The 18,488-nt window shown below is 61.6% G+C and carries 26 protein-coding genes; 5 read left to right on the top strand and 21 right to left on the bottom strand.

What is annotated here, in order from left to right:
- Positions 1-123: 123 nt before the first annotated feature.
- Positions 124-1,392: an RNA-guided endonuclease InsQ/TnpB family protein gene (locus RM531_RS08185; RefSeq protein WP_311658566.1), complete on the top strand. Its 1,269-nt coding sequence runs from the start codon at positions 124-126 to the stop codon at positions 1,390-1,392.
- Between the two features lie 151 nt (positions 1,393-1,543).
- On the opposite strand, the gene RM531_RS08190 is transcribed toward RM531_RS08185, so the two are convergent.
- The 4 genes from RM531_RS08190 to RM531_RS08205 all read right to left on the bottom strand — a co-directional run bounded on the left by RM531_RS08190 (position 1,544) and on the right by RM531_RS08205 (position 3,853).
- Positions 1,544-2,416: a phosphoadenosine phosphosulfate reductase domain-containing protein gene (locus tag RM531_RS08190; protein WP_311658568.1), complete on the bottom strand. Its 873-nt coding sequence runs from the start codon at positions 2,414-2,416 to the stop codon at positions 1,544-1,546.
- Positions 2,417-2,454: 38 nt separating this feature from the next.
- A complete protein-coding gene (locus tag RM531_RS08195) occupies positions 2,455-2,706 on the bottom strand; it encodes a hypothetical protein (protein ID WP_311658569.1) in 252 nt (83 codons plus the stop codon).
- Complete coding sequence (locus RM531_RS08200; RefSeq protein WP_311658570.1) at positions 2,703-2,891, bottom strand: hypothetical protein; 189 nt, start codon at positions 2,889-2,891, stop codon at positions 2,703-2,705. Before RM531_RS08200 ends, RM531_RS08195 begins: the two co-directional genes overlap by 4 nt.
- 89 nt (positions 2,892-2,980) lie before the next feature.
- Positions 2,981-3,853: a class I SAM-dependent methyltransferase gene (locus RM531_RS08205; RefSeq protein ID WP_311658571.1), complete on the bottom strand. Its 873-nt coding sequence runs from the start codon at positions 3,851-3,853 to the stop codon at positions 2,981-2,983.
- 152 nt (positions 3,854-4,005) lie between these two features.
- Here RM531_RS08205 and RM531_RS08210 point away from each other — a divergent pair, with 152 nt between their 5' ends.
- Both RM531_RS08210 and RM531_RS08215 read left to right on the top strand, forming a co-directional pair.
- Positions 4,006-4,623: a DUF2726 domain-containing protein gene (locus tag RM531_RS08210; protein ID WP_311658573.1), complete on the top strand. Its 618-nt coding sequence runs from the start codon at positions 4,006-4,008 to the stop codon at positions 4,621-4,623.
- Positions 4,624-4,718: 95 nt separating this feature from the next.
- Entirely contained in the window at positions 4,719-5,612 is an 894-nt protein-coding gene (locus RM531_RS08215) for a hypothetical protein (protein WP_311658574.1), read from the top strand.
- Positions 5,613-6,008: 396 nt separating this feature from the next.
- On the opposite strand, the gene RM531_RS08220 is transcribed toward RM531_RS08215, so the two are convergent.
- The 12 genes from RM531_RS08220 to RM531_RS08275 form a co-directional block, all read right to left on the bottom strand.
- Positions 6,009-6,275, bottom strand: coding sequence for a hypothetical protein (locus RM531_RS08220; RefSeq protein WP_311658576.1), 267 nt, complete (start codon positions 6,273-6,275; stop codon positions 6,009-6,011).
- Between the two features lie 2 nt (positions 6,276-6,277).
- On the bottom strand, positions 6,278-6,805 hold the full coding sequence (locus RM531_RS08225; protein WP_311658577.1) for a hypothetical protein: 528 nt from the start codon (positions 6,803-6,805) through the stop codon (positions 6,278-6,280).
- A 42-nt stretch (positions 6,806-6,847) separates the two neighbouring features.
- On the bottom strand, positions 6,848-7,987 hold the full coding sequence (locus tag RM531_RS08230; RefSeq protein WP_311658578.1) for a hypothetical protein: 1,140 nt from the start codon (positions 7,985-7,987) through the stop codon (positions 6,848-6,850).
- The gene (locus tag RM531_RS08235) at positions 7,984-8,274 is read right to left on the bottom strand and encodes a hypothetical protein (RefSeq protein ID WP_311658579.1); all 291 of its coding nucleotides are present in this window, start codon (positions 8,272-8,274) and stop codon (positions 7,984-7,986) included. The genes RM531_RS08230 and RM531_RS08235 overlap by 4 nt, the downstream gene beginning before the upstream one ends.
- Positions 8,271-8,459: a hypothetical protein gene (locus RM531_RS08240; RefSeq protein WP_311658580.1), complete on the bottom strand. Its 189-nt coding sequence runs from the start codon at positions 8,457-8,459 to the stop codon at positions 8,271-8,273. Before RM531_RS08240 ends, RM531_RS08235 begins: the two co-directional genes overlap by 4 nt.
- Positions 8,460-8,473: 14 nt before the next feature.
- Complete coding sequence (locus tag RM531_RS08245; RefSeq protein WP_311658581.1) at positions 8,474-8,779, bottom strand: hypothetical protein; 306 nt, start codon at positions 8,777-8,779, stop codon at positions 8,474-8,476.
- A gap of 3 nt (positions 8,780-8,782) precedes the next feature.
- Positions 8,783-9,328, bottom strand: coding sequence for a hypothetical protein (locus tag RM531_RS08250; protein WP_311658582.1), 546 nt, complete (start codon positions 9,326-9,328; stop codon positions 8,783-8,785).
- 74 nt (positions 9,329-9,402) lie between these two features.
- Positions 9,403-10,251, bottom strand: coding sequence for a hypothetical protein (locus tag RM531_RS08255; RefSeq protein WP_311658583.1), 849 nt, complete (start codon positions 10,249-10,251; stop codon positions 9,403-9,405).
- Between the two features lie 144 nt (positions 10,252-10,395).
- Positions 10,396-10,689, bottom strand: a complete 294-nt coding sequence (locus tag RM531_RS08260; protein WP_311658584.1) for a DUF5983 family protein — start codon at positions 10,687-10,689, stop codon at positions 10,396-10,398.
- Between the two features lie 109 nt (positions 10,690-10,798).
- A complete protein-coding gene (locus RM531_RS08265; protein WP_311658586.1) occupies positions 10,799-11,461 on the bottom strand; it encodes a hypothetical protein in 663 nt (220 codons plus the stop codon).
- Positions 11,462-11,471: 10 nt separating this feature from the next.
- Complete coding sequence (locus tag RM531_RS08270; RefSeq protein ID WP_311658588.1) at positions 11,472-11,960, bottom strand: hypothetical protein; 489 nt, start codon at positions 11,958-11,960, stop codon at positions 11,472-11,474.
- 45 nt (positions 11,961-12,005) lie between these two features.
- Positions 12,006-12,392 (bottom strand): hypothetical protein, encoded by a 387-nt coding sequence (locus tag RM531_RS08275; protein WP_311658590.1) that lies wholly within the window; start codon positions 12,390-12,392, stop codon positions 12,006-12,008.
- A 150-nt stretch (positions 12,393-12,542) separates the two neighbouring features.
- Between RM531_RS08275 and RM531_RS08280 the strand changes: the two genes are divergently transcribed.
- Positions 12,543-13,028: a hypothetical protein gene (locus tag RM531_RS08280; RefSeq protein ID WP_311658591.1), complete on the top strand. Its 486-nt coding sequence runs from the start codon at positions 12,543-12,545 to the stop codon at positions 13,026-13,028.
- Between the two features lie 32 nt (positions 13,029-13,060).
- Here RM531_RS08280 and RM531_RS08285 read toward each other — a convergent pair whose 3' ends face one another.
- The 4 genes from RM531_RS08285 to RM531_RS08300 all read right to left on the bottom strand — a co-directional run bounded on the left by RM531_RS08285 (position 13,061) and on the right by RM531_RS08300 (position 16,347).
- Positions 13,061-13,714 carry an HD domain-containing protein gene (locus RM531_RS08285; RefSeq protein ID WP_311658592.1) on the bottom strand — a complete coding sequence of 218 codons (654 nt, stop codon included), beginning with the start codon at positions 13,712-13,714 and terminating at the stop codon, positions 13,061-13,063.
- A gap of 76 nt (positions 13,715-13,790) precedes the next feature.
- Positions 13,791-14,171, bottom strand: a complete 381-nt coding sequence (locus RM531_RS08290) for a hypothetical protein (RefSeq protein ID WP_311658594.1) — start codon at positions 14,169-14,171, stop codon at positions 13,791-13,793.
- Positions 14,172-14,539: 368 nt separating this feature from the next.
- Positions 14,540-15,457, bottom strand: a complete 918-nt coding sequence (locus RM531_RS08295; protein WP_311658595.1) for a hypothetical protein — start codon at positions 15,455-15,457, stop codon at positions 14,540-14,542.
- A complete protein-coding gene (locus RM531_RS08300; protein WP_311658596.1) occupies positions 15,454-16,347 on the bottom strand; it encodes a hypothetical protein in 894 nt (297 codons plus the stop codon). Before RM531_RS08300 ends, RM531_RS08295 begins: the two co-directional genes overlap by 4 nt.
- A gap of 179 nt (positions 16,348-16,526) precedes the next feature.
- On the opposite strand from RM531_RS08300, the gene RM531_RS08305 reads away from it, so the two are divergent.
- Positions 16,527-17,429, top strand: a complete 903-nt coding sequence (locus RM531_RS08305) for a SprT-like domain-containing protein (RefSeq protein WP_311658597.1) — start codon at positions 16,527-16,529, stop codon at positions 17,427-17,429.
- A 52-nt stretch (positions 17,430-17,481) separates the two neighbouring features.
- Here RM531_RS08305 and RM531_RS08310 read toward each other — a convergent pair whose 3' ends face one another.
- Positions 17,482-18,486: an SPFH domain-containing protein gene (locus RM531_RS08310; protein ID WP_311658598.1), complete on the bottom strand. Its 1,005-nt coding sequence runs from the start codon at positions 18,484-18,486 to the stop codon at positions 17,482-17,484.
- Positions 18,487-18,488: the final 2 nt, after the last annotated feature.

Genomic DNA, 18,488 nt, shown 5'->3' on the forward strand with positions numbered 1-18,488 from the left:
GGCAGGACGCCTTCGAGCCCCCGGGTAGGCACGCGAAGCCCCGCGGCGCGGTCCGGAACAGGGGCCAGGTGGTGCCCGTGACACCCGTGATTCGCGCGGGGTTTTGGTGTAGCGTCGGCTTGTATGGGCATACAGCCTGACAGCGTCAGCCCCCGGCTGATCCAGCGCTCGTACAAGTTCCGGTGCTACCCCACGCCGGCGCAGCAGCGTGATTTGGCCTGCCACTTCGGCGCCGCCCGCTGGGTCTGGAATTTCGGCCTTAACGCCCGCGGCAAGGCCTGGCGCCGGCGCGGCGAATCTCGGTCCGGCGTGGACATCTCCCGGTTGTTGACGGTCTTGAAGCGCACCCACCGGTATGCTTGGCTCAAGGCCACCCCGGCGACGGTGCTCAGCCAGTCGCTTCGGGACCAGGATCGGGCCTTCAGCAACTTCTTCGCCGGCCGGGCGCGCTACCCGCGCTTCAAAAAGCGGGGCCATGCGCAGGCGATCCGCTTTCAGCTGGATCAGCGTCAGGTGCACCGGGCCTACCGGCCCGGTTACCTGAAGCTGCCCGGGCTGGGCGAGATCAAGCTGCGGTGGTCGCGCACCCCGGGCGGCATCCCGAAGATGGTCACCCTGCGTCGCGGCGCCACCGGCAAATACTTCGTCACCTTCATGTGCGAAGAAGCCGCCCCGGGCGTCGCCCCGGCCGCCCACGCAGCCGTGGGCATTGATCTGGGGCTTCGTGATCTCGTGGTCACCAGCCGCGGGGATCGGGCGCTGGCACCCCGGCACTACCGGGAGGATCGGCGCCGCCTCAAGCGCCATCAGCGGGCCCTGGCGCGCAAGCGCAAGGGCTCGGCCCGGTGGCACCGCCAACGCCGCAAAGTCGCCGCGATCCACGAACGCATCGCCAACCGGCGCACCGACACCCTACATCAGCTCACCCGGCGATTGATCGACGACAACCAAGTCATCGGCGTCGAGGACCTGAGCGTGCGGGGCATGCTGTCCAACCACCACCTGGCGTTATCGATTGCCGATGCCGCCTGGACCGAGCTGCGCCGGCAGCTCACCTACAAGGCCGCCTGGGGCGGCCGTGAGGTGGTGGTGATTGACCGGTGGGCGCCCACGAGCAAGACCTGCTCGGGGTGTGGCCACCGGATGACCGCGATGCCGCTGGCCACGCGGCACTGGGCCTGCCCCGCCTGCGGGGCGGCCCACGATCGCGACGTGAACGCCGCGATCAATATCCAGCGACTTGCTACCGGCGGGAGGCCGGAATGTCAGGCGCGTGGAGGCCGGACGATCCCGTGTGGTGACGCGGCGGATGCCGCGCTCACTCCGGCGGCCTGCGAAGCGCGAATCAATCCCGCCCCGGATGCCGCGGAACGGACCGCGGTGACGGGGTGAGGGTGGAACTCCAAGTGCTTGCGCCGTCCCAGGCGCACCGCGGGGCTGTAGACCCTTCCGCGCGACACGCCGAAGCGCTGGCTGACCTGCTCGTAGGTTGCGCCGTCCAGTGCCGCGGCCAGGGTCTCGTCGGTAATCTCTACCACGCTACTCATGCGCCATTTCCTCCCGTCGCAATCGATGTCAATGACTGGCCCTGCTTGAAACTGAAGCCACTCCGGCGTTCGATATCCATCAGCGCCGCGGCGGTGTCAGGGCGAAACTCCATGCCGTTCACCAGGTCCTGCCGGCACGCCAGCACGCACATCGCACAGCTCAGGCGGCTGTTGCCCAGGGCATAGGCCGGGTGTGCGCGAAACCCCATTCCCTGTACCCGCTGCATCAATGCAGCGCCGGCAAGCCCCTCGGCCCGCCATGCCCGAACCCGGGACCGCACTTCGGCAAGCTGGTCCGGGGAATAGCCGAGGGTCGACCACACGTCCGACTCGGTCAGATGCAGAATCGGATGCCAGTCGATCACCCGGCGGTTCTTCGTGGGCGCATCCGCCCCCGTCCGCGTCTGCCAGACCGGCTTCCGGGCCCGGGCCGAACTCTCTTCGGCGCGCAGACCCATGGCAACCACGCACGCTTCGCCCGGGCCGATATGATTTCGAATCCACCGGCTGGCCGGATCGCGCTTCCAGCCAGCCGTGCAGTAGCGCGCCGCCGAGCTGGGGAAGGGCGGCGCGTCAGCGCGCCTGGTCATCCTGTCCTCGATGCCACCCAGCAGATCGAATCTGGCATGCGAGACCGTCACCAGCTCACTGCCAAGCTCCGTGACGATCTGCCGGCAATGGCCGTGTGTCTCGTGCCACTCCATGCGACCGAGATCGCAGTGCATGTGCAGAATCCGGCAGCGCCAAGAGCGCGCCACAGCCTGCCGGTGCAGCAGATAGGCCATGGCCTGCGAGTCCTTGCCGGCGGAGTTCTGGATCAGCAGCGTCGTGCTTGGCAAGGCCAACAAGTCGCCGATCTCGTCACTCATCGGTAGTCGGCAGCCACCACCATCACCCCTGACCCGAGTCATTCGCCGAACTTCCGCTCTGTGCGCGCCCGCAGGTAACGCACATACCGCCAGTAGACCAGCGCGAGGACAGCCACCGGCACCGGCGCAAGCCACGGCTGGAAGAACAGCGCCGCGAGGGCCATGAACGCCAAGGGCGTGAAGACAAACAGCGCCAGCCCGTCATCGACGTTGGCGTCCTCGCTGCAGTCCACGCCCAGGCGCTCCAGGCCGGCGATCAGACCACCGAAAAGGCGGCGGGTAACGCTCATGCCGCTTTCGCCGGCTCGATCACCCGGGCCTCGGTGGGGGTGTACTCCACCGCGTAGTCCTGCGCCCAGAGCGTGCCGCAGTCGTCGCAGCTCCACTCCATGCAGAAATGATCCGGGCCATCGGCCGTGATCTCGTGGGATTCGGTGTTCTCGCTATCGCACTTCGGGCAGTTGACGTGTTGCATGGTCGTCCTCCTGTTGGTTGTCACCAGTATCGAACGGGCCGCGGAAAATGCACGCGCCTAACCACGTCCGTCGCCAGACCCGGAATCCATTACGCGAAAAGATCAGCCATCAGTCCGGCGCCGGCGGCGGCGGCCATGGGTTGCGGGACTCTCTCGCCGTGCCACCCGGGAAGGGCATAGGTCCCCGGCCCGGTCCGATCGCAGAAGGCATTGACCACCTTGCGCACCTGGGCCTGCCAGAACTCGTTAGGCGTCGGGCGCTTGCCCTGAAGCACGCCGTAGATTTCCGACAAGCTTGCCTCGCCTCCAAGCTCGACCAGCGCCGCGGCGATCGCCTCGCGCCAGACCGAGCCCTGGGCAGACTCCAGGATCGACCGGAATTTCTCTCGCACCCGGGCAATGCTTGCCGTCTCCTCGTAGAAGGCGAAGCCCACCAGCCTGCGCTCGCGCTCCTTCGTGAACACGGCAAACACCAGCGGTTTACTCAGGCCCGGGAAAAGCGTTCGTGGCAAATGATCCGCCTGGATGCTCCACTGCTCGTGGTAGCGCAGAGTCCTTGAGGGCGTCTGGAACGTGTAGGCCGGCAAGATGAAACCCGCCCGGGCGTCGTCGGGCAGCAACGCATGGGCCCGCTGCAGGACGCAATCCAGAATCGACATCTCGAAGGGTGGATTCCCGATCACACAAGACGGCTGAATACCCGACAGGTTCACGCTGCGGATATCGCCCTCGATCACAGTGGCACCGGTGCGCTCCCGAGCCCTGGCAGCCATCTCCGGGTCGATCTCGACGCCCACCCCGCGTACACCCGCCGGCAGCGCCTGGAGAAAGCGGCCCTCGCCGCAGCACATCTCCAGCGCCACATCGCCCGGCTTCAGATCGGGGAAAAATTTCTGCACGATCAGCTCGGCAGCCCAGGCCGGCGTGAAGTATTGCCCAAGTTTCTTCTGCAGCTTTTCCATGGGATTACGTCCTATCTCCGCTGTAGGAGATAGCATCGATCACGTTCACGGAAACGCAACGCCCGAAAGCCGGCCTTCGAGAGCCCGTTTACCCTCAGCCCCCCGCCTCCACCGATGTCAGAGTCCAACCAGAAACACAGGCAACGCACACAATGTTCGAAACTACCCTGCCCTCGGGCCTACTCACTCTTCTGATCCCCCTGGTTTTGGTTGCCGCGCTGGCTGGACTGGCCCGGCTGGCAACAATACTGTTGCGATCGTCAGGCGGCAGCCCTCTGCCGGCCTATCGGCTGACCGATAGCCTCCTGTCGAAGGCGGAGCAGTCGTTTTTCCGTGTTCTCACCCAGGCCATCGGCGGCGCAGCACTCGTCTTCGCCCAGGTTCGACTGGAAGACGTGATCAAGCTCCAGCGCGGACTCACCCCCAAAGCCCGCGGCCAGGCTCGCGGCCGTATCCAGCAGAAGCACCTGGATTTCGTGCTCTGTCATCCCATCACCTTTCGTCCACTCGGGGCTATCGAGCTCGACGACAAGAGCCACAAGCGCGACCGACAGAAAAAACGGGATCACGACAAGAATTTTGTCGCTGAGGCCGTCGGTCTGCCGCTGATTCGCATCCGCGCCCAACGCGCGTACTCGGTCCAGGACCTCCGCGACCAGCTTTTACCCATCATCAATGCTCGCGAGCCTGTCGAGACAGAACCAGTCGACGACACGCAGGCATTGCCGGCAACGAATCTCAGCAGCCAGAACCCTCACAAATCGCTCTGAGGTCGGATCGAAAACGACCGAGAAGACGCCAGAAGAATTCCCGCTTGCAGTTTCGTGTAGCCACCTAAGATTGACTTAAAGGAGGTTTACACAACATGCGAATCAAAGCGTCTTTCATCACTCACGAATGGGGCATTCCGCCGCGCTGCCGAAAGCCCCGCTGGCAGGAAAAGCACCACACCATCACCGTGGGCATCCCTGAGGCCAGCGTCATCGCCCCCCGGGTACTGGAGTATCAAACCCGTCTCCAAGGCACCATTGCCCTTTACGGCTACGAGGGGAAGCTATACCGCGAAGTCTCTGCGATCGACGTCTCTCCCAGTCGGCGTGGTTTCTACCAGATCGATCCGGGTCAGGAATCCATAGGCTCCTTCGGGCGCGACCCCGAATACCGCAACGAAGCCCCTTTCGACCGGACATTCCAGGACGCCAAAGCTGCGGCCGTCCAGGATATCCAGTCCCGGGCAAGTCAGTACCTCGTGATGGACGATCGATACTGGATCGAGGAGGACGAACCGGTCATCCAGTTCACGCACAACAGCAGCATAACCTGGGACGCCATCGAACTTGATTTCGTGAGTTCCCTTCAATTCTTGCAAAGCCACCCGCGCCATACGTGGCGACTGTCCGACCTTGATAAGGCTCGCGATTATATGACGTCCCAAGCCCGCAAGATTCGATCGGAACTTGGCGACCGAATCACCCTCCTTATCTCCGATAAGGTAAGCGATGCGGTGACGGTTCACCGCCCGGACCTTCTCGCCTACAACCCGATCAAGCATCACCCCCGGGCATCCGAGACCCGCATCGAAGACGCCAAGGAGAAGTTTGCCCCTGACAAGGTGCTGGCGCTGTTGCACCGGTTTATCGATACCGGTGAGATCGATGTCTGGGAATACGGTGGTGCCAAGGCAGCGATTGAGCACTGCCTGGACCTGCATTTCGATACCAATTCGGCGTCCGTGATCGACCAGATGAACTCGGCCTGAACGCCCGGCACATGGCCCACTCAGACAGCACGAAATCCGCGCTCAGCGCGGATACCATCAAGGCGATGGGCTATGCCGAACCTCGCTGGATCAACGAGCAGTTGGGTTGGTGCGGGCTCTCACCCATGTTGTTCACGGTAGGCCTGATCGTGGACATAGGCCCGACCAGGTATTCCCACCGATTTTGCTACCCGGATTACCCCTCCGCGGCAAAAGCCCTTAGAGAATGGGATGGACACGCTGATCCGCCCGGCCCTTGGGTCAAGGAAAAGCCCGCTGGTCGCACCAACCCGCTCGCCGGATATTGGGGGCACGAGTTATAGCCGATTCGGCCGGGCAGGATGCGAACTCATACAGGGCGGGCCAACCAGACCCCGCGAGACCCTGATAACCCCCTCAGTGCACCCGGAATCGCTCGTCAATCGCCGGCCACGGAACATCCCGCCACACCAGTCTGCTTCGGTGAGGGGGTTGGCATTCCTGGTAGATCACGCCGCTACCATCGTCGACAATCGTGCGAAATGCCACAGTGGATCGGATCTCGGGATTGCCCGCGAGGAATTTCTTGCAGGCCGCCTTCGCGCCTTCCTGCGATCGCCAGTTTCGGTCTCCCAGGGTTTCCCAAGGGCTGCCTTGCTTCACCCGGTACTGCGCCAGCCACATGGTTACGAACCCATCCAGAAGGCAACGCACACTGAAGCGAAAATCGCCGGCCCAGTCCAACGCCAGGCCCAGTCATTCAGACGCCCTGTCAGGGCCAGGCTAACCAGGTTCAACCGAGGCAGCGATCGGCGCCCTTTGCCCTTGTGATGGCCCTGTTCGAGCCGGACATAGCCCGAGCGCCAACCCACGTCGTTGATGAACAAGAGCAGCCATAACCGACCACGCTCGTCTCGAAGTCGCAGATAGAACGGCGAGAGCGCCACGCACCCCCGACACCAGCAAGCGCCGCTTATTTCCACCATGCCGTCATCGTGATGCGTAATCGCACCTCTAACACTACGACCCCGAACATGCTTGCCGCAATGCCGGCAGACCACGACCAGCGTTCCAACATGGAGGCGTCCCACCTGGAGTTTGACGCCACCGATCGAATCAGACTCGAAGTACAGCGACCATAGCGCCTGTTGGTCCTGGGCTTTCGGGTTGGCAATCCCGCGAGCGCTTTCTGTTTTGTTTTCGGCGTTATCCATGACGCCAACTTGCCATGAGCCTGACCACATGCAACCGGCTTCTTACCGCCCCCGGCGCCATGCCTTGTGCCAGGCATTCAAGTCGAACTCACCGCCGTTTTCTTGTGCGTCGCGCCAGGCTTCGATACAGCGATCGGCAAAATCCGCGGCCCGGGTTTCCATGCGGCGCGTGATCTCGCCCACCTTCCCAAGGTAGAGGCTGATTCCCCTCGGTCGAGTCTGGCCAGGTGGTCGTACGTGGTAGACCACATAGTGCTGCCGCCCGGCATTGGCCTTCTGGATGCTGCGGGTCCAGTAACGCGGGGTTTTACTCACCGGCTTGTCAGGACTCACGCACCGCTTGATCAGGGCCTTATCCCAGTCCCCACCTTGCTTCATACACCATCGAATGGACGCTCCCCGGGCTTCATTCCGGTGCGCATAGGCGGCATTATCGAATCGTGCTGTCCGTTCACCAACACTGGCATACCAGACACCATCCTTTTCGTAGAAGCTGCCAGGTACGTCCAGCTCATCAATCCGGGTCGGCTTGCCGGCGAACACGAATTGCGTCAGGCATCGCATCGCAATCGGCATCCATTCCTGAGCCGTCATTCGGTGCGACACGCCGTAGCGTGCCACCTCCCACTTCAATCGAGATTCGATCGCCCGGTACAGCGCATGCTCGGTGCCATACTTGGCCGCCGAGAAGGACTCATGGTGTTTTCCCTTGCACCCCCCGCATCCCGCGAGGAAATGAAGCCCCTCCGCTTTGCCAGAACTCGCGCTGCCCAACGTCACCCCAACCACACCGAATCTGGGGTTCTGTGTGAAACGGACCTTGCGGATTCGCGGGTGAGGCTCGCTGTAGGCAGGGGCTTTCCCCTGCGCCCGCGTTGCTCGCCTGGTAGGCGCAACAGGCTGATGCCCCTTGTTGCTGGTTGACGCTCGCGGTTTCGCTTTAGCGGGGCGCTTGCGCGCACTGCCTGCGCCCGTTTTCGCGGGTGCCGGCTTCTTCGCCACAACCGCCTGTTTCTTCGCCTGGCAATAGGCGCTCACGGCCCCGCCGCAGTCTTCATGGAAAAGCAGTACCGCGCTGCCATCGGCCTGAGTGATTCGATAGCCGCTTCGAGGCCCGAACCAGGGCTCCACCCCGTCGATGAGTTCGTTCCCCCAGGGGTCAAGGCTCTGCGATCCACTCATCCCTTGCGACTTTTCTCGATATCGACCATCACCACGGCGCGCTCCCCAATCATTTTCCGCACCCGAGATTCAGCACCCCACCAGCACTCGCAGCCCCACACGACCTGGCCGTTGTCCAGCTCGATCTTCGGATTTTCATGACCTAGCTCGTGCAAGTCCAGACCGAGGAAGCTGACCCCCGGGGGCGGCACTTCATGACCCGCGTAACGGCCGAAGCCATAAAGCCGGACGGTCGCTTCATCGGCGGACATCACTGCGCCCACGCGCTCCCCAATGGCGGCGCTCACCACGTCTCCGGTGCTCGCTGCGGCCGCGGCCCGCCGCGAAGTCGCCTATGCAGGTCGATAGCCGCCCAGATGATTGCCCAGCCGATTGCGCTGGCAACCAGTCCATTCTCGAACTTCAGTCCAAAATAGTCGCTCGCCCCGAGGATCGCCACGGCCACCACGATATTGCTAACCAGCCATCTCATGCAGTTTCTCCAAGTCATGGGCAGGACTCACTGACCAGTGGCGCGCCGGTTACGTCATACACCTCGCCGTCACCAATCCGATCCCCGTTTTCATCAAATTCATCCACGAGCAGCGCCTCGATTTCATCGACGTATTGGACCGACTCCACCTCGGGATAACCGCTCAGCTTGGGCCGCCACTCGTTAAGAACAGGGTCCATCTTCCTCGCCAGGGCCTCTCCCTTTTCCAGCGCCTGCTGCTCGTTGTCCGCCTCGAAGGTCACGCTGCGCACGTTGACCACGGCCTTGACCATCACGCTGAAATGCCTCGTTTGCGCCATCGGTCAGCCCTCCACCGCATCGGTGAAGCGAAGCCCCGCCGCGGCATTCATGATGGCGCCCATCACCAACCCCGGGTCCTCCTGCCATTCGCTCTGGTCCCAGTATTGGTACTCTGACCCATCCGGGCGGCAGAGTCGCACGTATTCGCCGCTTGTCAGGGCATCCGAATCATCGGGCTTATACACACCCGAGCGCAGGCTCCAGCCGTCGGCCAGCGCCACCGAGACCTCATCCCTGTCGCTGAAATCCGCGCTGTTGACAGCATTCGCCGGCAACGCTTTCTCATCCACCAGCAGGCCGCCATCTTCCACCCGCACCCGGTAATGGGGGGTGGCGCTGGGGTCATCCCAGACCTCGAAGGTTGGTTCGCCCTCCTCCCAGTAATCGGGCTCCGCGACGTATGTGCCACCGTCGAGTTCCCGGGCCACCGCCTCGGCAATCATCGCGCGGTCCGTATCCTGAGCGGAATCGTCGATCTCCACAAAGACCGGGCACTCCACTTTCAGATAGGCGACACCGCACACCGCCAGAATGTTCTTTTTACTCATCTATCTCTCCTTGATGGGTGACAGATCGTATTGATCTGTTTCCAGGTTAGTCGCGATTCGCAGACTGCAACCCGTCAGGCCCGGGCTTCCCCGGTCGCCGTCACATCGGTCACCGCACCTTTCAGATACCCCCTCACGCGCAGCCGGACTTCCTTGTGTTGCCCGCCGATCACTTCGTAGGAGACGGCCTTCGCCTGATGGCCGCCGAAGGCTTGGTGAGAAAGCCAGTGAATTGCGTCGGTTCGGCTTCGACGCATCAGGCCGTCGAGGCTGATCTTGCATTCCACGCATCCAAAGCCGGCCTCATCGATCGCCACCTGCCGGCCGTTGTTCAGATGCACATAGCCAGCCGTACCTGCCATTCGCCCCAATGCCTCGCCCGGCTGGACCGGCAAATCGACCACCTGGTGGTAGAACGCGGACAGCGCCTTGGCCAGGCGGGCTTCGCCCGGGCATCCCTCACGGCTAGCGAACGCCAGCGAATCCATCAGCCCCCGGCGGGCAGACTCAAGCATGTCCTGGGTGATCTCCTCGAGGTTGTTCACCCCGAAAAAGGCCTCGATGGATTCGACCACACTCACCGACCGCGGCCCGTCGTGATCAAGCGTCTCGACCACCAGGAGATCGGAGGTCTCCCGGTTGTCCTCCATCGTGATCAGGTCCTCGTGGGACAGACACAGCACCTCGAGGGTTACATCCATCTTCTGCTGGGCGATCTCCATGGCCACATCTCGCACCCACGCCTCCACACTCACCGAGGCCACGATCTGGGGCGGCAACGGAAGCAGGCTCCGCCCCCGCACGCCCTCCAGTCCGTCACCGAAATCCACCCATTTCACCTGACCCGATTCCGTCACCATCTGGGCGATCCCATAGGTGGCGTCCACGGTGTTCTTCACACGGCAAAGCATTTGTTCACTCATGCGCATCGTCCTCACGGTATTTGTTGGCCGGCAGGGCGAGTGATCGCGCCGGTCGACCGATATTGTCTCGTTGGGGGTTGGGGCGGTGGCCGGCCAATGCGCGTCTGATCACGCCGCATTCGCCGGCCCTACCCCGGCGCAGCACTACCAGTCGTAGACCGGCAGGCCTTCAACCGGGTCCGCGTCCCGGTCCAGAATCAGGTCATAAACGCCGCGGAGTTCGACGAAATCGAGCACCGCCTTCAACGGGGCCGGCATCGCCGCCTTGGCTCTGGCGATTTCACTCGGCCAGGTCAGGACCACATAGCGGTATTCATCGCGTAATACCGTCAGGCACAGGTCATTTCGGGTGCCTTCTGCCACCTCATCGAGCACCTGCGCGGTGGCTTCGTCGATGTGGCAGGTGCTCACTTCTGCAAAGGTCTTAGTCTGAATCATCGGTACGTCCTCCTTGTGGCCATCAGAATCGCACCGGTCAGACAAACCGCAAGGCCCGAAATCCCACGAAAAAGGGCGGCCTGAGCCGCCCTGTTATGTCGTCGAGCCCCTATCGGGACAAACGCTGATCAGACCATCGCTGTATGCCGGCCGCGGCGTCCGGATCCATCGGGCATAATCGCGGCACATGCACGTCGACGTATTGTTTCTCCACCCGCAGCAGCAGGTCGAAAAACGGCGGCCACACACTGCCGCGGGCCTCCATCAGGTCCTCGACCGCGGGGATGAATTCCGGATGCCTTGCCATGGCCTCGATCGAGTCAAACTCGGTGGCTTTCGCTGGCAACACCACTCGCCCGATCTTGTGCACCCTCAGTTTCCCGTCGGCCAGGTAACGCCCTGACACTCGCACCACCGTCGTCGCTTCGCCGGCCTGGCGCTCGGCCTGTACCTGCTGGACAGAGCAGCCCGCCTCCCGCAGCGCCGCGGCCCGGTCATCCGGCGTCGCGCCACCCTTGGCCCCGGGCCACGCCTCCCAGTATTCCAGTGGCAGTACGGTCTTCACCCAGTCATCCGCTGTCTCGACCACAACAAGGAAACGCTCAGCCTCCCCGTCATAGATCAGCCGATAGCGATGCGATCTTGACGCGCTTCGCGTCAGCGTCCTATATCGACCGTGGTTGAGTATCGACATCAGCGCGCCATCACTCAAGGTGCTTCTCAGCGCCAGTCGCTCCCTCGCGTGATCGGTCAATCCCTGGATATTCGCCATGGCGATCGGATTACTCGATGCCCATCACGCGATGCGCGCCGACCAGCATCATCCGGTTCAGGCGCCGATACGAGCTGTCCATGGGCTCGTTGCCGCAGAAATCACCGTTATCCGTACTGCCGCCTGCAAACACCACGACCTCTTCCCCGAATTGCCGCCAGGCCTTGTCGTATACCGGGTTATCACACCAGGCGTCGATCCCAGCCTCAACGATCTTTTCGGCCTCTAACGAGATTCGAGCGTCACCCCACTCGTCGATATCATCGAATTCCCGCGTCACCTCGAAGGCCACGTTTTCGTCGATGTTGACCCCACAGGCCTTGCCGTACGCGTTAAGCGCAGACTCGTAAGCGCCATCATCCTGCGCTTTTTCGGCCACCTGAATCGATCGAATCAGCTTCAGATTCGCCGTGGCTGTGGCCACCGCCGGGTCTCGGTCCGCCGGCTTCAATTGCATGGGCCCTTTTAACATCAGGCCAGCCAGGAATACGTCGTACATCGTGTATACATCCTTTTGTTGAGGCGGCCGCAGCCGCAAAGCTTGTTATCGATACAGGGGGAATCGTCGGGCGTAGGCCTCGATCGCCAGTGGATCGGGCTCCCGAGCGCACGCACGAACCAGATCCTCCCGGGTCAACCGTTGCGAAAACTCTCGGTCCCGCCAGGATCGCTCGGGCGACTCCCCGTCACCGGGCTTGAGCCACTTCAGTAGCGCCTCGGCAGACGGGAAACGTCGACTACCCCGATAGCCAAGTTCCCGGTCCACGGTCACGCCTTGATAGAGCAGCCGTTCACGCATGGGCAGCTGTTCGAGCAACACGATCAGCGGGGAGGCCGGGATGTGGCGCCGCGGGTGCAGCACGCGCTCCATGCCAATGGATCGGGCGAAACGTCGGTCCTGTTTTGCCAGGAAAAGTACCGGGTCATGCATAGCGCAAATCTCCTTGTGAGATTCACGTTACGCCGCCTTCGCAGAATGCAAGCCCCATCCGACCACCCAAGATCACGGCACTTGCGGTTTACCCAACACCCTTAGAATAAAGAGAAACCGCCACTTGAAAGGCGATCAAACGGAGACGTAATGACCAAATCCAAGCCACCCTACGAACTGCGACTGAAGTCTGTTTACGCGCTACGCAGCGGCCTGCGGGCATCGATGAGTCTGCGCCATCCGGCCTCCGGACGACTTGAGCCGTTCACACTCAACTTTTTCAGTGGTTCGCTGTTGGAGTGCGACGCCCTCGATGACCCCATGGGGCTCTTCAATGACACCGCCTATCGCGACATGTATGTGGAATCGGTGAACTGCGACCTCCGTAACCCGGAGCGCAGCTACGTCCATATCAACCACATTGACCGCGAGGACTTTCGTCACATCGCCGGCTCATTGACGCTGCACCCGGATACCCGTTGGCAGGGCTATACCCTTGAAGGCGGCACCCACATTGGCGAACCCACGCCACAGATCGTGGCCAAACGTGCGCGTGAAGCCGAGAAGAAGGCGCGCCAGGCTCGAAACACCAGCTGGGGTCAACAGGTCAACAACAATGGTTGGTTCGCCCTCTAAGGCCTATCGCGGCCCCGCCCTGTTCCCGGCGTTTAGCGTCGCGCCAATGCGTCGAGCCTGTCGGCCCCTGGCAGCAAGATGCCAATCTGGTCTGCCCCCGCCTTGATGCCTTCGTAAGCCGAGCGCCACAAACCCTGGTCCCCTCGGTCCAGAATCGATAGCAATCCCGCACACTCGGTCAGGTAGACTCGTGAGAATCTGGGGTCGTGAACCACAATCGACTCGGTGTTGTGGCTGATATCCGCCAGCTTGATGGTCTGGGCCCCCTCCGATGCCGCGGCCATTCGGGCACGATCCATGGCCTTTCGAGCCCGGCGGCTGTAACCGAGCCCACTTGGCACGCCGGTGAGCTCTCCAACCATCTCTGCCACTTGACGGGGAAAATGGCGAGCAATAAAGCCGATACTGTATTCGCTGTCTTCGACCACATCATGCAGCAGTGCCGCGGCAATCATCGCCGGACTACCCCCCACTCTTGCCACCCGTCTTGCTACCTCAAAAGGATGGTTTTCGTATCGCTCGCCGGTGTATTTCCTGATTTGACCAGCATGGGCTACCTGACACAGGACCCGAGCCCGACCCACGAGCACCGTTTCCTCGTTCTTGTATCCACTGAATAGCTCGCACCCTCTGGCCATCTCTGGCTCAGCGGCTTCTGGGACTTCGGTACTCATCTGTTTGTTCATGGCTTGAATTTTCTCCCGCCGCAGCGGGGGAGCGGCAGGGTAAACCCCACCGGCTACCCCCGTCTTTCTGCGCGAATCAGCTGCCGGCGCCATTGCCCTCGTTGACCACCTGCTCGATCACGTCCCGCGGCAGCGCCTCACTCCACACCCGTGCCGGGGAATACTTGTCGAGCCCCGTCACCCGAACCTGACGCACCGCTTTCGAGGCCACCGAGCCCTCAATCACCAGCTCAACGCACTCCACCCGATGGATAGTTGCGTCACCCGGCTCGTCGTCATCTTCCGGCCAACCTGCCGAGAAGGCATAGCGAACCTCGCTGGCGCCATCCTCCTTGATTGCTCGTGCGGCCTTTCGGATGATGTCTTTGGCCTCGTGGTTCAGGGTCACCTCGACCTGACCGGGCATCGACATGAACTCGTCATCGCATTCGATATTCAAGCGGAAAGTTTCACTCATCGTTTTCTCCTTGGATTCATGAGATTAGGGCCAATCGCCCGATCTCCAGAATCCCACGGATCGGTGAAACAGCAAGGCGTTGACAGCCTGATGAAACGAGATGCTTGCCTGCCCTGTTTGGCGGCAATGCCACCCTTATATGGGCACCCGGCAACACGCGGGTTACCCCATAAGGGTCAGCCATCACTATCGGCCTACGGCCACAAAAAAGGCCGCCAGCATTACGACTGGCGGCCCATGGTTGGCGTATTTTCCGGTGCGTGAGTGATTACCAGAGCACCCCGTCCAACCCGGAAGTGCCCTCAATCAACTTGAGTTTGCCTTGCCCGGTCCACACGCCTGAATCATTATGCTATCCCGGCGAACAACTATTGCAAGCCGCCCTCTGCCAGCCCGAATGGACCTTCCGGAATATCGCGGCATCTGGCGGGTTCACCCGCCTTCTCATCCCAGCACCCGTCGATCAATCCCCGATCGAGCAGAAAACCCCTCGGCTGATAGACGATTGGCTCGCCCACGCTCAATGCAGACACCAGCTCACCGTTCCCGCGTTGTCGGTCTATGGCCCTTATCAGGCTTTCCCGTAACTCGGTATTTTGCTCTCGCAGCTTTGTGCCGCTGGATGTCTGGTGGAACCCCAGTCGGCCTCGGTTTGCGACATAGGCTTCCGGCATCATCAATGCCAAAAGTGCACACGCGGAACCGCATGGCCCCGTCACCACCGCCCGCCTGACACCCTCCCCGACCAGATAATCCCTGGTGGACTCCAGGTAATTCAGGGCGCCGCCTTCGTTGGCAGCGAGCTCCAGTATGGACACCCCAGAGGCGCCCTGTATTGCCTTTCTCATTCGCTCTTCAAGATCGGGCGGAACGGCCCCGGAGAGCACGACTCGATTCCCATCGACTTCGATCTCGTGCGTCATGGACAGCTTCAGCATCAGCCCACTACTGCCTGCAAACCATGCGCAGACAGCCAAGAACAGAACCAAGCTGCTGAGCAGGCTTGTTGCTGAAACAACGCACACCACATTCCCATCCCCCGGCCGGACTTTGTCCATCCCGAGAAACACCAGCCCAATGAGGCCAGCCCCCACCCCGAAGCCCATCATCCAGTAAGCCGACTTGTGGTAGGTGTTGAGCATCCATCTCGTGTCGCTCCACGATAGACCGAGGACCTCGGCAATCTCGCCGAAACCCCGGTAACCGGTTGACAGCAAAATCACGCTGCAAACCGTAAACACAACAGAGGCAGCACCGATTACCCATAGGGACGACTTGAAGCTCACGTCATTGCTCCCTCTTCCTTGACTTCGGGATGAGCATTCTCGAAATCGAACCAGCGTCGATGGATGGTCAACCAACCGACGGCTCTTCGGCTATCGGTGCTCGACGCCACCTCTTCATCCCCGTCCAGGAAGTGTCTGGTTACTCCCGAGTCCTGATCTGTCCACCGCATCACCCGGGTCCACTCAATATCGAGTGCCCTGAGCGCGTCCTCCGGGTCTGCCACCCCAGTGAAGAGTGTCGAAACGGCGCCGGGCGCCTCGACAGTGATCGCCCCGACCTTCTGTAACAGCGCTTCTTCGCTACCGAAACGCTCCAGCAGTTTGGCGAGGGTCACATCCGAATCCAGCCGTTTCGCCACCGCCCGCCGGGCCTTGGCTTCGGCTTCCAGCGTCTCGGCCTCACGCTCCAACATCTCGGCCATGCACCCACTGATATTGTCGCTGGCTTCCCAGATGAAATCCTGTAGATCATTGTCCGCCCAGGCATCGTCCTGAGACCGCGAAATCATGTATCTCGCCAGCGCCCCGGAAGGCGTGCGCACCATCACCATTTCACGCCCCTCCGTACAGGGCCCGGTCAACAGTGATTCGACATGCAAGAAACTGAACCCCTTGACCTCATCCATCCACCAGCTCGTGCCGCGCGGCCCGGGTGCTTCCTGGGTTACCGAAGCCCCGCCGGGAATGATGGCATCCAGGCAACCGACCATGAATCGTGAATCAGATCCAGCCGTCGCGAAGCTCTTGAAATAGTCGGCCAGCTCGCCGCAGCGCTTGCGTAGATCTTCGGGCAGCTCTGAGAGGGACATGGGCACGTCCTTGGTTTCGTGGAAGGCGTGCGCATAGGCAATCTGCATGAGTTCGAAAGCGGCCGTCTCGTGTGGTTTCATCCTCGTCTCCTTGTGGTTCATGGCCAGAGCGCCATGCCCTCAAGGTTACGGACCTGTCTGAAACTGCAACCCAAGAAAAACCCTTGCCCCGCAGTGGGTTTACGCCCGTCATCCCCAGCTCAACAACAATGGGCGAATATCTCTGTTAATTTTGGATCGTACGATCCAAAGGAACCAACATGAGTGACGCCGCCAGGCAGTCCACCAGCCAGACCTATTCCGCCCTCACCTACGCCTACGACTATTTCAACGAGCGTCTTTTCGACAGTGCGCTACCCGGCGCCATGCTCACCCTGCAGCGCAAGAAAAAGACCTACGGGTACTTCTGCTCGCAGAGATTCGGTACCCGCAAGCAAGACAAGGCGGATGAGATCGCGATGAACCCCAACTACTTCGGTCTCCGGCCAATCCCGGACACCTTGTCGACCCTGGTGCACGAGATGGTTCATCAGTGGCAGGCGCACCACGGTCGGCCAGGCCGACGCGCTTACCACAACAGGGAGTGGGCCAGGAAGATGCTTGCTGTCGGACTTCGACCGACAGTCACGGGCAGGCCAGGGGCCCCCATGACAGGCGAGAAGGTCACCCACCTGATCGTGCATGAGGGCCGATTCGATCAGCTCTGTGAGGCGCTGATTACCACCGATTTTCGTATGGAGTGGTATGACCGTTTCCCAGACCAGAGAGTCGATCCCGACCTGGTCAATACGCTTCACAAGTTTCGGCCTGACGATCCGGCCAAGCCCGAGGGGGAGGGCGCCCTGCTGTCCGTCGATTACGCCGCCACCGACAGGGGGCCAGTCGTCGTTGAGGACCTGCCGCCGCCGCCGGGCAACGCCGAATCGCTCGATGACATCGTTCAGCGGATCAAGCGCGCCAAGGTCAAGTACCGATGCCCGCAGTGCAAGATCAACGCCTGGGCGAAGTACGGCGTCAGCCTCATCTGCGGCCAATGCCAGAACCCTCTCACCCCCCAGTTCACGATCGATGAGCAAAAGGCAATGGATCAGTTTCACGCTGACCAGCAAGCCCCGACGCCGCACAACGCAGGCACCCCCGAAGCGTCAATCACGCGCCCATGAAAAATGGCCGCGAGCCATGCAGCCCGCGGCCTTCCCGGTCACCCCGACAAGATCAACTCTCGTCGTTTGCGTATTCTTCTGAACTCTCGACCACCGCTTCGGTAGCGCCGCCGGCTGCCGGAGATTCCGGCTTCGACAAGCCTTCAGTCGAGGCCGGGGCTTTCGTGGCCCTATCAATCTGCGACTGAATGAACCCGGCGGTCTCGGCCAGCCCGTGACCTTCCCGCGCTGTATCGATAATCACCGAACCCGGGCCTTTCGAGCACGAGATCAGCGCATCCCGCCAGTCCACGCCTTCGAGTACCCGGATGATGTCAGCGTCATCCAGCCCGGTGACGCGATTTCGCATGGCGTCCGCGGCATCGGCCATACCTTTGGAAATGATTTCGCGTGAGCTGGAGAAAGCCTTGGCCCGCTCCGTCAGTGCTTCGGCATCGGCCCTTGCTTCACCAACTCGCTCGATCCGAATCGCCTCGGCCTTGGCGGTCGCCGCATCCTGCAGTCGTTGTGAGGCGATCACATCGTTGGAAGCCCGTTGGACCTCCTCGCTGGGGGTGGGCTCGTCGATCACCACGTTGTGGATGTGGTAGCCGTTATTGCCCACGAACTCTTCCAGGTCCTCCTTGACCCGTTTTTCCATGCTGTCCTTGTCCATGAAAAGCTCGTCAAGGGTCATGGAGGTCGCGTGCGATCGCACCTCCTTGGCAGCCAACTGGATGATCTGGCTTGACGGGTCTTCTAGGTTGTAGGCCGCCCTGCCCACATTGTCGTTCGTCGACTCGTCCACCTGGTAGAAGATTTGTATCGGCATGTCGACGTATGCATTGTCCTTGGTCTTCACACGCACGTTTTCGACCTGCTGGAGCAGCGCGGTCGCCAGTTCCACGTCTACCTGTTCGATTAAGAAAGGCAGTTTGAAATTCAGACCTGGCCTGCCCGCTCGCACGTACTTCCCAAGTCGGGTGACTGTAGCCACCTTCTTTGGCTGAACGAGATAGACAGATGTGGCAAGGGCCAGGCCAATAATTATCAAGGCAACAAGCAATTCAATGCTCATAC

This window comes from Spectribacter acetivorans (genome assembly GCF_031846305.1).
GTDB lineage: Bacteria > Pseudomonadota > Gammaproteobacteria > Nevskiales > Salinisphaeraceae > Spectribacter > Spectribacter acetivorans.

What these genes read in the sequence shown, in the direction of transcription:
- RM531_RS08185 (WP_311658566.1), top strand. Translation starts at nt 124, where the DNA reads ATGGGCATACAGCCTGACAGCGTCAGCCCCCGGCTGATCCAGCGCTCG.
- RM531_RS08190 (WP_311658568.1), bottom strand. Translation starts at nt 2,416, where the DNA reads ATGAGTGACGAGATCGGCGACTTGTTGGCCTTGCCAAGCACGACGCTG.
- RM531_RS08195 (WP_311658569.1), bottom strand. Translation starts at nt 2,706, where the DNA reads ATGAGCGTTACCCGCCGCCTTTTCGGTGGTCTGATCGCCGGCCTGGAG.
- RM531_RS08200 (WP_311658570.1), bottom strand. Translation starts at nt 2,891, where the DNA reads ATGCAACACGTCAACTGCCCGAAGTGCGATAGCGAGAACACCGAATCC.
- RM531_RS08205 (WP_311658571.1), bottom strand. Translation starts at nt 3,853, where the DNA reads ATGGAAAAGCTGCAGAAGAAACTTGGGCAATACTTCACGCCGGCCTGG.
- RM531_RS08210 (WP_311658573.1), top strand. Translation starts at nt 4,006, where the DNA reads ATGTTCGAAACTACCCTGCCCTCGGGCCTACTCACTCTTCTGATCCCC.
- RM531_RS08215 (WP_311658574.1), top strand. Translation starts at nt 4,719, where the DNA reads ATGCGAATCAAAGCGTCTTTCATCACTCACGAATGGGGCATTCCGCCG.
- RM531_RS08220 (WP_311658576.1), bottom strand. Translation starts at nt 6,275, where the DNA reads ATGTGGCTGGCGCAGTACCGGGTGAAGCAAGGCAGCCCTTGGGAAACC.
- RM531_RS08225 (WP_311658577.1), bottom strand. Translation starts at nt 6,805, where the DNA reads ATGGATAACGCCGAAAACAAAACAGAAAGCGCTCGCGGGATTGCCAAC.
- RM531_RS08230 (WP_311658578.1), bottom strand. Translation starts at nt 7,987, where the DNA reads ATGAGTGGATCGCAGAGCCTTGACCCCTGGGGGAACGAACTCATCGAC.
- RM531_RS08240 (WP_311658580.1), bottom strand. Translation starts at nt 8,459, where the DNA reads ATGAGATGGCTGGTTAGCAATATCGTGGTGGCCGTGGCGATCCTCGGG.
- RM531_RS08245 (WP_311658581.1), bottom strand. Translation starts at nt 8,779, where the DNA reads ATGGCGCAAACGAGGCATTTCAGCGTGATGGTCAAGGCCGTGGTCAAC.
- RM531_RS08250 (WP_311658582.1), bottom strand. Translation starts at nt 9,328, where the DNA reads ATGAGTAAAAAGAACATTCTGGCGGTGTGCGGTGTCGCCTATCTGAAA.
- RM531_RS08255 (WP_311658583.1), bottom strand. Translation starts at nt 10,251, where the DNA reads ATGAGTGAACAAATGCTTTGCCGTGTGAAGAACACCGTGGACGCCACC.
- RM531_RS08260 (WP_311658584.1), bottom strand. Translation starts at nt 10,689, where the DNA reads ATGATTCAGACTAAGACCTTTGCAGAAGTGAGCACCTGCCACATCGAC.
- RM531_RS08265 (WP_311658586.1), bottom strand. Translation starts at nt 11,461, where the DNA reads ATGGCGAATATCCAGGGATTGACCGATCACGCGAGGGAGCGACTGGCG.
- RM531_RS08270 (WP_311658588.1), bottom strand. Translation starts at nt 11,960, where the DNA reads ATGTACGACGTATTCCTGGCTGGCCTGATGTTAAAAGGGCCCATGCAA.
- RM531_RS08275 (WP_311658590.1), bottom strand. Translation starts at nt 12,392, where the DNA reads ATGCATGACCCGGTACTTTTCCTGGCAAAACAGGACCGACGTTTCGCC.
- RM531_RS08280 (WP_311658591.1), top strand. Translation starts at nt 12,543, where the DNA reads ATGACCAAATCCAAGCCACCCTACGAACTGCGACTGAAGTCTGTTTAC.
- RM531_RS08285 (WP_311658592.1), bottom strand. Translation starts at nt 13,714, where the DNA reads ATGAACAAACAGATGAGTACCGAAGTCCCAGAAGCCGCTGAGCCAGAG.
- RM531_RS08290 (WP_311658594.1), bottom strand. Translation starts at nt 14,171, where the DNA reads ATGAGTGAAACTTTCCGCTTGAATATCGAATGCGATGACGAGTTCATG.
- RM531_RS08300 (WP_311658596.1), bottom strand. Translation starts at nt 16,347, where the DNA reads ATGAAACCACACGAGACGGCCGCTTTCGAACTCATGCAGATTGCCTAT.
- RM531_RS08305 (WP_311658597.1), top strand. Translation starts at nt 16,527, where the DNA reads ATGAGTGACGCCGCCAGGCAGTCCACCAGCCAGACCTATTCCGCCCTC.
- RM531_RS08310 (WP_311658598.1), bottom strand. Translation starts at nt 18,486, where the DNA reads ATGAGCATTGAATTGCTTGTTGCCTTGATAATTATTGGCCTGGCCCTT.